Raw genomic sequence first — 13,771 nt, 5'->3', positions numbered from 1 at the left:
GGACTAATTCTCGGTTAACGTCATAAGGATATCGGCATACCAGCTGCAATTAAGCCCCAGCGCCTCATCGGCGTGCAGGTCGCGGGTGCCGACATCCAGCCGCGCCGAGTGAATGCCGAGCAGAATGTACGGCAGGCCGCCGAGTGCAGCAGATTCTGGCGTGCGCATCACCACCGGGGCACCGCTGATACCGCGGTGCGTGCGGGCGTCACTGAGGAAGTAACCCTGGCCCTGAAAGCGCAGGCCGAAAGATGAGGCAATAGTTGCCTGACGTACGACTGGCAAGTGGTGCAAGGTGTCGTGAAAGCCCAGCGGAAAGCCGACCACCAATAAAGAGTTGCCTACCTCGGCTTGCTCTTCGGAGTATTCCAGATGCTCGGGTTTGAACGCGCGATAAACCATGCTGGCGGGCAGGGCGCTGCGATCAAGTTCAATGACTGCGACATCAACATCGCCGGTGCCATCCTGAGCCTGACGCCAGATACTTTTGCCGTTCTGATACAACGGGATCGAGAAGCCGGTGGACTCGGCCATGTTCTCGGCATTGGTATGAATCTCTATTTCGAGCCGATCCGGATTGTGCCCGGTCTCGCTGACGACGTGGCGACTGGTCACCAGAAACAGGCGTTCATCGCGCTCAAAGTAAAAGCCGCTGGCGCTGGTGAGTAGCGTGCTCTGGGCAAACGTGGTCAGGCGCGCAGCCGTTAGCAGGATGGATTCAATCATCGGCAGATCCTTGTCTGAAGAGAGGCGTGCCTGCACACCAGTGGGTTGCAGGTTGCTTACCGTCAGCCTAAGTGAGCAGGATGACGATTATTCGATGCGTTGTTCGCCGCTGTAGTTCAGTGTTGCCTTGCAGCGCCGGCAGAAATAACGCCGGCCTTTGCTGACCAAACCATGACGCTGCGCCGAGAAAGGGAACTCGTCTTTAGGCGCCGGGCACGCGCAGCGGTAGATGAAGCGGTTGACCTTACGCCGTTTTACCTCGTAGGTGTGGCAGCGATTGGGCGGTAACTCGTAGACCCCGCGCATGATCAATTGCCATTCCTCACCGTGTGCCTGAATGCTCAAGCCAAAGAGTTGATGGGCAATCAGGTGCGCCACTTCATGGGCGACGGTCTGCTTGAGGAAGTCTTCACGGTTATTGCGGTACAACTCGGGGTTGAAGCGCAATTTGTTCTCTGTGAGGTGAGCAACGCCGGCCTTTTGCCCGCGCAGTTTGAAGCTGACCTCGGGGCGCAAAAATGGTTTTTTGAAGAAGGCTTCTGCTTGCTGGTAGCAGGCTTCGACGCGGGCGAGAATCTGTTCGGGCATGGTATCCAGCAGTGAGTGAGTGCCTGTCAATTATGCCCAAGCTTGCGGTTGCTGGCAGCCTAAAACGACGAAACCACCCGCAGGTGGTTTCGTTGAAAAGGTTTTATAACTAGTTGGTGTACACCGGACCTACGCCCAGCCCCCAGAGAATCACGGCGCTGGCCATCATCGCCACCAGCACGACCAGGCCGACTGCAAGTACCGAGCTTGAGAACATGAAGCCTTCATCTGACGGGATGCCCATAAAGGTCGGTATGCCCACATATAGCAGGTAAACCGTGTAGCAAATGGCGCAGGTACCCACCAGCATCCCCAGCCACAAGTGCGGATAAAGCGCCGCCAAACCTCCTATGAACAGCGGGGTTGCAGTGTATGCAGCAAATACTACGCATTGGGCGAAGCTCGGGCTGGAGTCGTATGTACGCGCCATCCAGTGAATGAATGCCCCCATCACGGCAACCCCTGCAAGCATTGCCAGGTAGCTCATGATGGCCATTGAAACTGCACTGCCTTCGGTCAGCATCACCGGTGTTCGTCCGCCTATCGACCAGCCAACCTGGGTGGTACCGATATAGGCTGAAATCGCGGGGATCGCCGCGAGAATCAGGACGTGGGTGAGATACATGTGGCTAATGCTTTCCTCCTCGCCACGAATTTCTTGCCATTCTTGGTCGGGATGGGTGAAGAGCCCCCAAACGTGGTGGATCATACCAGGCACCTCCTCTTTTTATGCGGTCGCCCCCCGGCGGAGCGCTCGGGTTGCGTAGGCAGCAAAACCGAGTACGGGCCAAATCAACTGCGACCGTATGACGCAGTATGGCACCGGATTAACAAACAAGAGGCCAGCTGATTAGAGCAAATTGGTATTTGAACGCTAGCTGTAATAGCGCTGTAGTATTTCCATCGCCTTGTTAATGGTCTGCAACCGCTCTGTATTGCCGCCGCGATCCGGGTGATGCTGACTGACCAACTGACGATAGCGATGTTTGATGGTGCTCAGGTCGAGGGCGTGTTTGGCTTCATGCAGCTCGAATAGTTCCAGTGCGGCAATCTTCTCATCGCCGCCGCGGATACGAGTCCAGAAACTGGTTAGCAGCTTTTCGACCTCAGCCTCGTCGGTGTCGCGCAAGTTGTTCAGATCCAGATAGTACTCACGCAAAGGGTCATGCTCGCTGAGCGCACGTGCACCGCTGCTGTACGCTTGTAGTTCGATGTGCAGCGGGCTGATCAGCAGCGCGCCGCTTTGCTCGGCCCAGAGTTGGTCGCGCAGGATGTAGAGCGCATTGAAAACCAGAAAGTGGGTGCGAAAAAGCACCAGCTTATCGGTGAGCGGTAGGTTGGGGATGTGGCTTGAGTGGCGCTCTTTGAGCAACTGGATCAGGGCATATTCACTGAGCCCAGCGGGCGTTTCGAGCAGCAGTGCGTGCACCTGCTCCGATAGCTCAAGGCGTGGATCTAAATCTTCAGTCATGCCTTGAGCCTAGCATTTACAGCTTATTGGCCAGTGAAACCGCGTGAAAAATGCCAGCTGCGGCACATTTTCAGGCGAAATACTTTCACCCAAAATGCTGCCGACCAGAGCCACTCGCCGTGCCGGGGAGGGCAATAAGTGCTGGATCCTGATTAATGGGCTGGGGTCTGTCGCGGTTTCTGCGTAAAATGCCCGCCTTTAGCACCTAACTCCGGACTCCTGCGTACATGGGCACCCTCTCGGTCAATCAGAACAAACTGCAAAAGCGTCTGCGTCGTCAGGCTGGCGAAGCGATCTCCGACTTCAACATGATCGAAGACGGCGACAAGGTCATGGTGTGCCTCTCGGGCGGCAAGGACAGCTACACCATGCTGGATGTGCTTTTGCATTTGCAGAAAGTGGCGCCGATCAAGTTCGAGATTGTTGCGGTCAACATGGACCAAAAGCAGCCGGGTTTCCCTGAGCATGTGCTTCCTGCCTACCTTGAGTCGATCGGTGTGCCGTATCACATCGTCGAGAAAGACACCTACTCGGTGGTCAAGGAGAAAATCCCGGAGGGCAAGACCACGTGCTCGCTGTGCTCACGCTTGCGTCGCGGCACGCTGTACACCTTTGCCGATGAAATTGGTGCAACCAAAATGGCGCTTGGGCACCACCGTGATGACATCCTCGAGACGTTCTTCCTGAACATGTTCTACGGCGGCACGCTCAAAGCCATGCCGCCGAAGCTGCTCGCCGATGACGGCCGGAACGTGGTGATTCGCCCGCTGGCGTACTGTAACGAGGCGGATATTGAAGCGTACTCGACGCTCAAGGAATTCCCGATCATCCCGTGTAACCTGTGCGGCTCGCAGGAAAACCTGCAACGTCAGGTGGTCAAGGAAATGCTTCAGGAGTGGGAACGCAAATCGCCTGGTCGCACCGAAATCATGTTCCGTGCGCTGGGCAATGTGGTGCCTTCACAGTTGGCGGACCGCAACCTGTTTGATTTCGCCAGCTTGAAGATTGATGACAGCGCGGCATCGCGTGTTCTTAACGTGATGAATATCTAGCGCGTCTTTGATCCGGTGGGAGTCTCTTGCCGGATCAGACCGATTGCGGTGTCTGGCCTTGCAGGTAGTGGCCAAAACCCACGCTAATTTCCCCGTGGATTTTGGCCATACGTTTAACTAACGCCCTGCGATCAATACAGCGGCAGGGTGTAGCTGATGATCAGACGGTTTTCGTCCAGATCATTGGCAAAGTTATTACGCACGGTCGCGTTACGCCATTTAAACCCGAGGTTTTTCGCCGGGCCTTCCTGAATCACGTAAGCGATATCCGTGTTGCGCTCCCACTCCTTGCCTTCGCCTGGGGTGGTGATCAGGTCGATATTGTCGCCGGTCAGGTAGCGCGTCATAAAGGTCAGGCCGGGAATCCCCACGCCGGCAAAGTTGTAGTCAAACCGCGCCTGCCATGAGTTTTCGTCCTTGTTGGCAAAGTCGCCGATCTGTACATAGTTGACCAGGAACGGGTCACTGCCGCTGACATAGGCGTAACCGGTATCGCCGGTCATTTTCTGGTAACCCAGGCCCATGCTGGCAGAGCCCAGCGCGTAGGTGAACATTGCGCCGTAGGCATCGTTGTCGACGTTGGTTGAGCCGTCGTCATTGGAACGCGCATAGCGCAGATCGGTTTTCAGGCTCTGTTTGTCGGCAATCGGCAGTACGTGCACAACGTTGAAGATGTGCTGCGTGTACAGCTCTTCCAGTTGGCCGTAGTTATAGGTGGTGGTCAGGTTGTTCCATTTGTACGACAACCCGGCGAAGTTCAGGTCATCACCCTGATTGCCGCCACTGCCGAAAGAGATATTGCGCTTGCCACCGCCAGTCATGCTGAGGTCTTCGAAGTCGGTCGAATCGCGCTGATTCAGCTCTTTGATGATACCGCCATCAAAGGTCAGGTTTTCGATTTCCATCGAGTTGATGTGACCACCGAGGAAGGTCTGCGGCAGCAGGCGTGAGTCGTTGGCAGAGAGGATTGGCAGCTTGGGCGTCAGGCCGCCGATTTTGCCGACTGTCTTGGAAATTTTAACTTTGCCGGTGACAAAGCCATCGGAGTAATCATCCGGTGCCTTGTTACCAAAACTGCCCGGCAGCAGGTTGGTGCCTGCACGATCTGGCGAGGAGTCGAGTTTCAGGCCCAGCCCTGCGTACGCATCAAGGCCGAAGCCGACGGTGCCTTCGGTATAGCCCGATTCAGCTTTGAACAGGAAGCCCTGTGCCCATTCTTCACGTTTGCTCTGCTGTGCCGGCGTGGTATCACGCAGGTCGCGGTTCAGATAGAAGTTACGCAGCTCTACGCTGGCCTTGCTGTCCTTGATAAATTCGGCATGGGCAAGAGTGGGTAACGTCATGCTGGCCCCTAATGTGGCGAGAGCCACAGCGCGGGCGAGAGAAGTTGTACGCATTATTATTTTCTCCACGATGGTGTGTGCAGGTCTTGTTATTTATGGCCCATCTATCACGCACTGAAATAAAACACGGGTTGAAATCACTGGCATTTAGACTTTAGTAGTGAGCATGCGCTAATCAAGCAGTCATCTGATGACTGGTAGGTCGTTGCCTGCAGGCACCGCCGGCTCTAGCGTGGGGCTGTGACAGTTAGCGCACAAGTTACTGCAATTATCAGCGATTAAAGTTTTATTGGTTCGGGCCGCTACATATATGTAAGTAGCGCTATTCAGATGAGTCTGATCAGACGGCAACAGTGAGTTAATCAGTCCTGTTGCACGGCGCTGTAGGGTTAGCGAAATCTGGCATTAATCAACCGTTAATGCGCCGCAAGATGATGTGAGTATCTAAATAAGACTTGTTTGATTCGCATCACCGCTGCTGATTATTAAGGCGCGTTGTATTCACTATTATCAGCCCGGTTGGTGCAGTGCCGGCGGGGTCTGCAGTGCTAAACTGCAAGCCTGTTGATTTGTCAGTGGAGGGGAGGCTGATGCTCCCTGAATGTCAGTTGTTCGGCACCCTTGGGTGCCATTTGTGTGAAGTCGCCGAGGCCATGCTGATCCCATTTGTGGAGCATGGCTTGTTGGTTGAGTTGATCGATATTGCCGAGCACGAAGAGTGGGTTGAGCAATACGCGTTGAGTATTCCGGTGCTGCGCCGGGTTGATACCGGCGCGGAGTTGAACTGGCCTTTCGAGGCCGAACAGATCGTTGCCTTTCTGGGCTGAAGCGTTGTCGCTGCAAAGGCTGGCAAGGCTCAGCCTGCAAACGCAGAATTCGAGTTAAGGAGAGTAGGGAATGAGTGCAGCATTGACCGATGGATTGTCGCTGTTGTTGTTTCGGCTGCACAGTGGTCGTTTGCTGGGAATCAACCTGCTCAAGGTTAATGAGATTATTCCGTGTCCAACCCTGACCAAATTGCCTAACCGCCACCCGCATGTGCGCGGCGTCGCGACCTTGCGCGGCGCACCGCTGAACGTGATTGATCTGGCCCGCGCGGTCGGCGAGCAGGGCGGTAATGACAGCCAGGAAGGGTGTTTGATTGTTACCGCGCTCAGCCGCTCGCGTCAGGCGTTACACGTTAAGAGTGTCGAGCGGATTGTTCAGTGCGCGACCAGCGATGTGCGGCCGCCTCCCAAAGGCACTGGCGCACGCGCCTTCATTACGGGTGTGACACAGATCGACGGCACCATTGTGCAGGTGCTTGATATCGAGAAAGTCCTGCATGAAATCGCGCCGGTCTTGCCGGAAGAGCTTGATGAACAGCAGCTGACCCGCAGCGAACGCAACCTGATCGAGGGATGTCGCGTGCTGGTGGTCGATGACTCGCACGTGGCTCTGCAGCAAACCCTGATCACCCTGCGCAAGCTGGGTCTTGAGTGTCAGGCGGTCCGCAGCGCCGCTGCCGCGTTGCAACTGTTGCTTGATGAAGAGGCCGCGGGCACGCCGATTGAGGTGCTGGTTTCGGATATCGAGATGCCGGAGATGGATGGCTACAGTCTGGTCAGTGAAATTCGCCAGCGGCCGAGTATTGCTCATACTTACGTGTTGCTGCATACCTCGCTCGACAGCACCATGAACACAGCCCGCGCGCACAGCGTCGGGGCCAACGATGTGCTGACCAAGTTCTCGGCGGTCGATCTCAGTCAGGCGCTGGTCCGGGCCTGCAAGCGCGTCGCTGAAACGGCGGCCAACGCCTGAAACGAGGCCGCCCGGAAGTGACTTCGCGCCTAGTTTGAGGGCGCGTTGCGCAGTTCATCCAGGCGCTTTAGCTGAGCGCCATCGGCGGCGAAATTGGCCGGGCTCAGCCATTGGCTGAACGCGCTACGGCAGTCTGGCCATTCACTGTCGATGATCGAAAACCACGCCGTGTCCCGATTCGCACCCTTGACCACCATGTGCTGGCGGAACGTGCCTTCATAGCGAAAGCCCAGGCGCTCGGCTGCGCGCATCGAGCGGGCGTTATTGGCGTTGCACTTCCACTCCAGGCGCCGGTAGCCCAACGTATCCATGGCCAGGCTCGCCAGCAACCAGAAAGTCTCCGTTGCGCCGATTGTGCGTTGCATCGGTGCGCCAAACGCAACATGGCCAATTTCGATACGCCCGTCTTTCGGCACGATGCTCATCAGGCTGAGCAGCCCGACGGCTTTGTTTGATGCCAGATCAATCACGCAAAAGAACAGCGGATCACGGCTGGCTTCATGGCCTGCCAGCCACGTATTGAATGCCTCACGCTCCGGGAACGGGCCGTAAGGCAAATAATCCCACAGCACGGGGTCGGCCTCCGGGCCTTGCAGGGCTTGCCAAAGATCATCGCCATGGCGCGTGGTATCAAGGGGTTCAAGGCGCACGTAGTGGCCCTGCAGCGGTTGGCGAGACGGCGCTTGGGCAGGTTGCCAGTCGATTTTTTCCGGGTTGTACATAGCGCTGTTCCTGTTTAGAAAAGTTTGCGGTATTGAACGAAACCGGAGCGATCGGCAATGCGCTCATAAAGCTGCATGGCGTCGGTATTGGTCTCGTGTGTGAGCCAGTGAACCCGCGATGCGCCAGCCGCTTTGGCCTCGGCATACACACGCTCGATCAGTTGGCGACCCACGCCACTGCCGCGCTGCGCCGCGTCCACAAAAAGATCCTGCAGGTAGCAATAATCGCCCGTGGTCCAGCACGAGCGGTGATAAATCCAGTGCACCATGCCCACCGCCTTGCCGTCCTGCCAGGCCAGCGCCGCGTGCATCGGCTCGTTGGCGTCGAGAAAACGCTGCCAGGTGATTGCGCTGGTTTCAGCGCTGATCTCGGTTTTATAGAACTGCTGATAGCCCTGCCAAAGCACCAGCCAGTTGGCGTGATCGGCTGGGCTGACGAGGCGGATTTCGACGGTCATGAACGGCTCGCTTATGGTTTGGTTGAAAAGGTTTGCCCGAGATGCCCAGCCAATTCGACATCACGCGGATCAGCGCTTTGATTCAGGCCGGTGCTGACCCCAATGCGGTCGGGCATATCGCGGTTCTGGCTCAGCTTGAATTTGCCTTCGATGCGCTCGATGGGCAGGGCGAAGCCGACAATGGCGCGCAGCATGCTGTCGATGTAATCGGACGGCGCATCGCTTACGGCCCACGGTTGCGGGCGGCCGGCTTCATGGCGCTGGCTCAGGCGGCTGACCAGTTGCAGCAGGCGCTCCTTGTCTTCAAACACTTCAACTTTGCCGCGCACCTCAACGCTGATGTAGTTCCAGGTTGGGACGACCTTGCCATGCGCCGCTTTTGCCGGATACCAGCTGGGGCTGACGTAAGCATCGGCCGGAGTGAACAGCACCAATGCCGAAGGGTTTTCAGCGAGTTCGCGCCAGTGGCCATTGGCACGGGCGAAATGGCCATAAAGCGTGCCGTGCGGGCCTTCATCAGGGACCAACAGCAGTGGCAGTTGGCTGGCCTGAAGTTCTTCAGCCCCCTGGCTGATCACGGTGGCGAGCCGGCTGTTGTCGATGGCGTTGTGCAACGCGTGGATATCGTCCACACGAAAGGCGCTGGGTATATACATGGCACTGGCTCCGTATTGGTGGATTCATGCTATGCAAGTTAATGGTCTGTTGTAAGATCCATTATCTGCCAATTTCGTAGGGCCAATTTATGACGGTTGCGCCACTCCTGCCGGTCGATTTGTCGGGCATCCATTTAAAGCCGGGCCGCGCATTGGCGCGTCAGTTGTATGAGGCGCTGCGTGAACGGATTCTCGATGCACGCCTGCCTAGCGGCGCACGCTTGCCGGCCAGTCGGGATTTGGCCGGTGTGCTGGGAATTTCACGCAACACCGTGACCCGTGCACTCGATCAGCTCTACGCCGAAGGCTACATACAGGGGCGAGTGGGCGATGGAACCTACGTTGCCGACCTGGCGGCGATTTCGCCGGTAACCCCCAACACTGCCGATAGCCCAGCGCCAAGCGCAGCCGTGCAGCAACTAGAGAATCACTATTTACCATTGCCGCCAGCCGGGGCCCCGCGCGCATTTCGGGTAGGCGTTCCAGCGTTTGACTTGTTTCCCTTCGAGACTTGGGCGCGGCTTTCGGCCAAGTTCTGGCGCAAGCCGGATTTTGCCCGGCTTGGGTATGGCGACCCAGCGGGTGATCGCAAGTTGCGAGAGCTGATCGCCGCCTACTTGCGCAACAGCCGTGGCTTGCCGTGTGATCCGGCGCAAATCGTCATCACCTGTGGCGCCCAGCAAGCCATCAGCTTGTGTGCTCAACTGCTGGTGCAGCACGGCGATAAGGTCGCGGTCGAAAATCCGGGTTATCGCGCTGCAGGGCATGCGCTGGCCGTTGCGGGCGCTCAACTGCAAGGCATCGAAGTTGATGCGGACGGCTTGAATACCGCGCAATTAGCGGGCGTCGAGAATTGCCGGTTGGTCTATCTCACGCCATCGCATCAATACCCAACTGGTGTGACGTTGTCCCTGCAACGCCGTCTTGAGTTGCTGGAGTGGGCCGAGCGTAACGATGGTTGGATTATCGAAGACGATTACGATGGCGAGTACCGCTACAACGGCACGCCACTTGCGCCATTGGCCGCACTCGACCGGCAGGGGCGAGTGTTGTACGTCGGCACCTTCTGCAAGATCACCTTTCCGGCGTTACGACTCGGCTATCTGCTGTTGCCGCCTGCATTGGCGCAGGCATTTTCCCGCCGTCGGGCACTGGACATTCGCCACTCCGAAATCGGCACGCAGGCGGTGATGGCCGAGTTCATCAGCAGCGGCCATTTTCAGCGGCATATCCGGCGCATGCGTACGGCCGCGCGCAGTCGGCGCGACACGCTACTGGCACACTGGCCGAAGAATATTCGCGGCTGCGCTGCCATGCCCGCCGTCGATGCAGGGCTGCATCTGTGCGTGCGCGTGAGCAGCGTCGAGCGTGAGCGTGAACTGATTGAACGCGCGGCCAACGTCGGTGTAGAGGTCAATGGCCTGAGCAGTTACTGGCTGCCTGAAAGCACCCCGCCCGAGGCGCAGCGGGCCGGGCTGGTGTTGGGGTTTGCGGCAGTCGCTGAGCCAGATATTGAGCGCGCGCTACAGGCCTTGAGCCGTGCGTGGGCAGACTAGCGGCCAGCGTGCAATTCGCTCGCCAGCGCTTGGATCTGCTGACGCAACCAGCGGCGCAGGTGATCGGCATCGGTGCGCTCATGCCAGATTTGCATCACCTCGACAGTGGGCAGCTGCAATGGCAGCGGCAGCGGATACAGGCGTAAATCCGGGTCGCGGGCGATGGCTTCCTCACCGATTGAGCGCAAGCAGGTGAGCAGTAAATCCGTGCCGCGAATCAGCCGGGTCGGTGCCAGAAAACTGGATAAACCCGCAGCCACTTTGCGGCTCAAGCCGTTGGCCTCAAGTGCGCGATCGACAATGCCGTTGAGGTCGCCGGTGAGCGTGGTCAGCAGGTGTTCGCAGGCCAGATACGTTTGCATATCAAGGTCGCCTGCCAGCTGTTGATTGCTCTTTGAGGCCAGCACGACGAAGTCTTCACTGAGCAGTCGCTGTTGGCGAAATGTATCCGGCAGATCGGCAAAAAAACCGGCAATGGCCAGATCACAGGTGCCTTTCTCGAGTTCTTCGCGGGGTAATAATCCACGGGTATTGTGAGTGATCAGCACCAGATTCGGCGCCTGACTGCGCAGGCGCGGCAACAGGCCCGGCAGCAGGGTTTGCTCCATGTAGTCGGTGGTGTAGAGGTGGATGTGCTCTGTGCGGGTGAGGAAGTCGCGGCCTTCACTCTGATCGTAAAATGACTCCAGCGCGGCTACCAGCCGTTGCACCTCTGGCGCCAACTCGTGTGCACGGGGCGTTGGCGTAAGGCCACGCGGTGCGCGCACAAACAAGGGATCGGCCAATTCATGGCGCAACTTATTAAGCTTATGGCTCAGCGCCGGTTGGCTGATAGCCATGCGCACGGCGGCTCGCGACACGCTGCGCTCCTGATAGAGCACATGGAACACCAGCAGCAGATTGAGGTCTTTATTTACGATATTCAAAATTTGGATACCAGTAATTACTTCTTTTGAATTTTCGAATGATAGGTGTGTGGCTATCATCCTCACAACTTAAACCGAACCTGGCTTTAGCCGCTGGAGGCAATCAACATGAAGATTCTGATGGTGCTTACGTCCCACGATCAACTTGGCGACACTGGCCATAAAACCGGCTTCTGGCTCGAAGAATTTGCATCCCCTTACTATGTATTCAAAGACGCCGGCGTTGAGCTGACGCTGGCATCGCCCAAGGGCGGCCAGCCGCCGATTGACCCGAACAGCGCGGCGGATGACGCACAGACTGATGCCACGCGGCGTTTTGACAAGGACCCGGCGGCGCAAAAAGACTTGGCCAACACCGTCAAGCTTGAGCAAGCGAAAGCCGAAGACTTCGATGCGGTCTTCTACCCGGGCGGCCATGGCCCGCTGTGGGATCTGGCCGAAGACGCGAAGTCGATTGCCCTGATCGAGCGTTTCCAGGCGCTGGGCAAACCCGTTGCGGCGGTGTGCCATGCGCCGGCCGTGCTGCGCCACACCAAAGCTGCCGATGGGCAGCCGCTGGTTAAGGGCAAGAAGGTCACCGGCTTCAGCAACAGTGAAGAGGAGGCCGTGCAGTTGACCGATGTGGTGCCATTTCTGGTAGAAGATATGCTTAAAGGCAATGGCGGTTTGTACAGCCGCAGCGATGACTGGCAGAGCCATGTCGAAGTTGATGGCTTGTTGATTACCGGGCAGAACCCCGGCTCATCGGATGCAACTGCCGAAGCGCTGATGAAACTGCTTTAAGCCTTGTCTGTAGTGAAAGCGTCAGGCCCGTGCCTGGCGCTTTTGGCGTATTGAATTCAGGAGGATTTTCATGACCGTTGCTATTTTTGCCACCGTTACTGTTAAACCAGAACACCGCGAAACCATGGAAAAGGCGCTGCAATTGATGGTCAGCCATTCGCGCGCCGAGGCGGGCAACCAGCGCTACGACCTGTTCGTGCGTGCTGACGATGCCAACGTGTTTGATATTTTCGAAATTTACGACGATATGGCTGCGGTTGAAGCGCACCGCGAAAGCGAGCACTACAAAGGCTATCGCGCTCAGGTCGGCGAGTGGATTGCAGCGCCGGTTGAGGTGCGTTTATCGAGCTCGGTGAATGCCCAGCCTTATCGCTCAATCAGCGCCAAGGTTTAAACCTGTCTGGCTATTCTCAGACAGCCCCTGACTGGAGAAACTTGTGAAATACCTACATACAATGGTCCGCGTGACCGATATCGAGCAGTCACTGCGCTTCTATCGCGATGCGCTTGGGCTCGAATTGCTGAAAACCCACGAAAGCGAGCAAGGCCGCTTCACGCTGGTATTTCTGGCCGCGCCCGGTGATCACGAAGCGCAGGTTGAATTGACCTACAACTGGGACCCTGAGCCGTACGGCGAAGGCCGTAACTTTGGCCATCTGGCGTATCGCGTCGATGATATTTATGCCACTTGCCAGCGCTTGATGGATCACGGCGTGACCATCAACCGGCCACCGCGTGACGGCCACATGGCCTTTGTCCGCTCGCCGGATAATATCTCCATCGAATTGCTTCAGGCAGGTGAGCCACTGGCGCTTGCAGAACCTTGGAAATCGATGGCCAACACCGGTAAGTGGTAACCGGCGCTCGCGCCAGTTTGAGCAACTTGCGGGCCTGCAAAGTATCGAAGCGGAGTTTGCCATGAGCACCTACAAACCGCTGAATTGTGATCTCTATGATTATCTGGAAATCGCCTGTTTGCATGGCTATGAGCTGTTGCTTGAGCTCGATGACGGCAGCACCTTGCAGGCGAGGGCGGTCGACACACGTACCGCCCCAAGCAAGGAAGAGTTTCTTAAACTGCAAAATAACGAGGGCGCTTTTGAATTGCGGCTGGATCGGTTAGTCGCAATCACCCCAACCGAAACTCGCGCATCGTTTAAGCGCATTGAGTTAGCCGGGCAGTTCTGCAGCACGGATGACTGAGCATCCGCAGCCACGGCTGCATGCTACTGAGCAAATGCTTGCGCAAACAACAAAGCCCCGACGCTATCAACGTCGGGGCTTTGCTTACTGATCTAAAAAATCAGTTACTGCTGGCTTACTTCGGCGAAGTCAGTGCTTCTGCTTTGACTTCGTTAACGCCATCTACGGCTTCTGCAAGCTCGACAGCCTTGTCACGGGCTTCATCAGTGGCAACGGTACCGGTCAAGGTCACTACACCTTTCATGGTGTCGACATTGATGTTGGCCGTTTTCAGGGTCACTTCAGTGCCGAGATTCTGCTGGACCTTTTCAGTGATCCACTCATCAGATTGCGCGGCTGCGCCCTGATTCATCTCGTTCATGGTAGTGCCTTCAGCCGGAATCATTGGCTCTGCGCCAGGCTCGGAACCTGCCCAGACCGAACTCGCCATGCTAAGGCTCAATGCTGTGGCAGCTGCGGCGCTGATAAGGGTCTTATTCATTGGCTT

At 57.1% G+C, this 13,771-nt stretch carries 18 protein-coding genes; 8 read left to right on the top strand and 10 right to left on the bottom strand.

All coding sequences use genetic code 11. The annotated features are described in order from the left end of the window. Window positions 1-3: 3 nt before the first annotated feature. The 4 genes from PMYSY11_RS13760 to PMYSY11_RS13745 form a co-directional block, all read right to left on the bottom strand. A complete protein-coding gene (locus PMYSY11_RS13760) occupies window positions 4-726 on the bottom strand; it encodes a S1 family peptidase (protein WP_150549523.1) in 723 nt (240 codons plus the stop codon). An 87-nt stretch (window positions 727-813) separates the two neighbouring features. Continuing rightward, the gene (locus tag PMYSY11_RS13755) at window positions 814-1,314 is read right to left on the bottom strand and encodes a SprT family zinc-dependent metalloprotease (RefSeq protein WP_150549522.1); all 501 of its coding nucleotides are present in this window, start codon (window positions 1,312-1,314) and stop codon (window positions 814-816) included. Window positions 1,315-1,423: 109 nt separating this feature from the next. Next, the gene (locus PMYSY11_RS13750) at window positions 1,424-2,023 is read right to left on the bottom strand and encodes a Yip1 family protein (protein WP_150549521.1); all 600 of its coding nucleotides are present in this window, start codon (window positions 2,021-2,023) and stop codon (window positions 1,424-1,426) included. A 165-nt stretch (window positions 2,024-2,188) separates the two neighbouring features. Further along, the gene (locus PMYSY11_RS13745; protein WP_069898916.1) at window positions 2,189-2,785 is read right to left on the bottom strand and encodes a DNA-J related domain-containing protein; all 597 of its coding nucleotides are present in this window, start codon (window positions 2,783-2,785) and stop codon (window positions 2,189-2,191) included. 227 nt (window positions 2,786-3,012) lie between these two features. Here PMYSY11_RS13745 and ttcA point away from each other — a divergent pair, with 227 nt between their 5' ends. Then, window positions 3,013-3,837, top strand: coding sequence for a tRNA 2-thiocytidine(32) synthetase TtcA (ttcA, locus tag PMYSY11_RS13740; protein ID WP_069898914.1), 825 nt, complete (start codon window positions 3,013-3,015; stop codon window positions 3,835-3,837). A gap of 131 nt (window positions 3,838-3,968) precedes the next feature. Here ttcA and PMYSY11_RS13735 read toward each other — a convergent pair whose 3' ends face one another. Continuing rightward, on the bottom strand, window positions 3,969-5,234 hold the full coding sequence (locus PMYSY11_RS13735) for an OprD family porin (protein ID WP_090508582.1): 1,266 nt from the start codon (window positions 5,232-5,234) through the stop codon (window positions 3,969-3,971). A 536-nt stretch (window positions 5,235-5,770) separates the two neighbouring features. On the opposite strand from PMYSY11_RS13735, the gene PMYSY11_RS13730 reads away from it, so the two are divergent. Together PMYSY11_RS13730 and PMYSY11_RS13725 are read left to right on the top strand one after the other, a co-directional pair. Then, entirely contained in the window at window positions 5,771-6,007 is a 237-nt protein-coding gene (locus tag PMYSY11_RS13730) for a glutaredoxin family protein (protein WP_069898910.1), read from the top strand. Between the two features lie 70 nt (window positions 6,008-6,077). Then, complete coding sequence (locus tag PMYSY11_RS13725; RefSeq protein ID WP_090508581.1) at window positions 6,078-6,980, top strand: chemotaxis protein; 903 nt, start codon at window positions 6,078-6,080, stop codon at window positions 6,978-6,980. A gap of 29 nt (window positions 6,981-7,009) precedes the next feature. On the opposite strand, the gene PMYSY11_RS13720 is transcribed toward PMYSY11_RS13725, so the two are convergent. Genes PMYSY11_RS13720 through PMYSY11_RS13710 form a run of 3 tightly spaced genes read right to left on the bottom strand, consistent with a single transcriptional unit; the run spans window position 7,010 to window position 8,816 of the window. Continuing rightward, window positions 7,010-7,702: a GNAT family N-acetyltransferase gene (locus PMYSY11_RS13720; RefSeq protein ID WP_150549520.1), complete on the bottom strand. Its 693-nt coding sequence runs from the start codon at window positions 7,700-7,702 to the stop codon at window positions 7,010-7,012. 14 nt (window positions 7,703-7,716) lie between these two features. Further along, window positions 7,717-8,160 carry a GNAT family N-acetyltransferase gene (locus PMYSY11_RS13715; RefSeq protein WP_150549519.1) on the bottom strand — a complete coding sequence of 148 codons (444 nt, stop codon included), beginning with the start codon at window positions 8,158-8,160 and terminating at the stop codon, window positions 7,717-7,719. 11 nt (window positions 8,161-8,171) lie between these two features. Then, window positions 8,172-8,816 carry an FMN-binding negative transcriptional regulator gene (locus PMYSY11_RS13710; protein ID WP_150549518.1) on the bottom strand — a complete coding sequence of 215 codons (645 nt, stop codon included), beginning with the start codon at window positions 8,814-8,816 and terminating at the stop codon, window positions 8,172-8,174. An 89-nt stretch (window positions 8,817-8,905) separates the two neighbouring features. Between PMYSY11_RS13710 and pdxR the strand changes: the two genes are divergently transcribed. Then, a complete protein-coding gene (pdxR, locus tag PMYSY11_RS13705; RefSeq protein WP_150549517.1) occupies window positions 8,906-10,372 on the top strand; it encodes a MocR-like pyridoxine biosynthesis transcription factor PdxR in 1,467 nt (488 codons plus the stop codon). Here pdxR and PMYSY11_RS13700 read toward each other — a convergent pair. Beyond that, window positions 10,369-11,298: a LysR family transcriptional regulator gene (locus PMYSY11_RS13700; protein WP_150549516.1), complete on the bottom strand. Its 930-nt coding sequence runs from the start codon at window positions 11,296-11,298 to the stop codon at window positions 10,369-10,371. The two genes, pdxR and PMYSY11_RS13700, sit on opposite strands and share 4 nt — an antisense overlap. Window positions 11,299-11,406: 108 nt before the next feature. Between PMYSY11_RS13700 and PMYSY11_RS13695 the strand changes: the two genes are divergently transcribed. The 4 genes from PMYSY11_RS13695 to PMYSY11_RS13680 all read left to right on the top strand — a co-directional run bounded on the left by PMYSY11_RS13695 (window position 11,407) and on the right by PMYSY11_RS13680 (window position 13,284). After that, complete coding sequence (locus PMYSY11_RS13695; protein ID WP_150549515.1) at window positions 11,407-12,081, top strand: type 1 glutamine amidotransferase domain-containing protein; 675 nt, start codon at window positions 11,407-11,409, stop codon at window positions 12,079-12,081. Window positions 12,082-12,151: 70 nt separating this feature from the next. After that, window positions 12,152-12,475, top strand: coding sequence for a putative quinol monooxygenase (locus PMYSY11_RS13690; protein ID WP_150549514.1), 324 nt, complete (start codon window positions 12,152-12,154; stop codon window positions 12,473-12,475). Window positions 12,476-12,518: 43 nt separating this feature from the next. Next, window positions 12,519-12,938, top strand: a complete 420-nt coding sequence (locus PMYSY11_RS13685; protein ID WP_150549513.1) for a VOC family protein — start codon at window positions 12,519-12,521, stop codon at window positions 12,936-12,938. A 61-nt stretch (window positions 12,939-12,999) separates the two neighbouring features. Further along, entirely contained in the window at window positions 13,000-13,284 is a 285-nt protein-coding gene (locus tag PMYSY11_RS13680; protein ID WP_069898892.1) for a Rho-binding antiterminator, read from the top strand. Window positions 13,285-13,399: 115 nt separating this feature from the next. Here the strand turns inward: PMYSY11_RS13680 and PMYSY11_RS13675 are convergent, their stop codons facing one another. Continuing rightward, entirely contained in the window at window positions 13,400-13,765 is a 366-nt protein-coding gene (locus tag PMYSY11_RS13675) for a BON domain-containing protein (RefSeq protein WP_069899689.1), read from the bottom strand. Window positions 13,766-13,771 lie beyond the last annotated feature (6 nt).

This window comes from Pseudomonas marincola (assembly GCF_900682675.2).
GTDB lineage: Bacteria > Pseudomonadota > Gammaproteobacteria > Pseudomonadales > Pseudomonadaceae > Aquipseudomonas > Aquipseudomonas marincola.
Note: the sequence above shows the minus strand (reverse complement) of the source record. Positions and strands in the feature narration are given on the sequence as shown.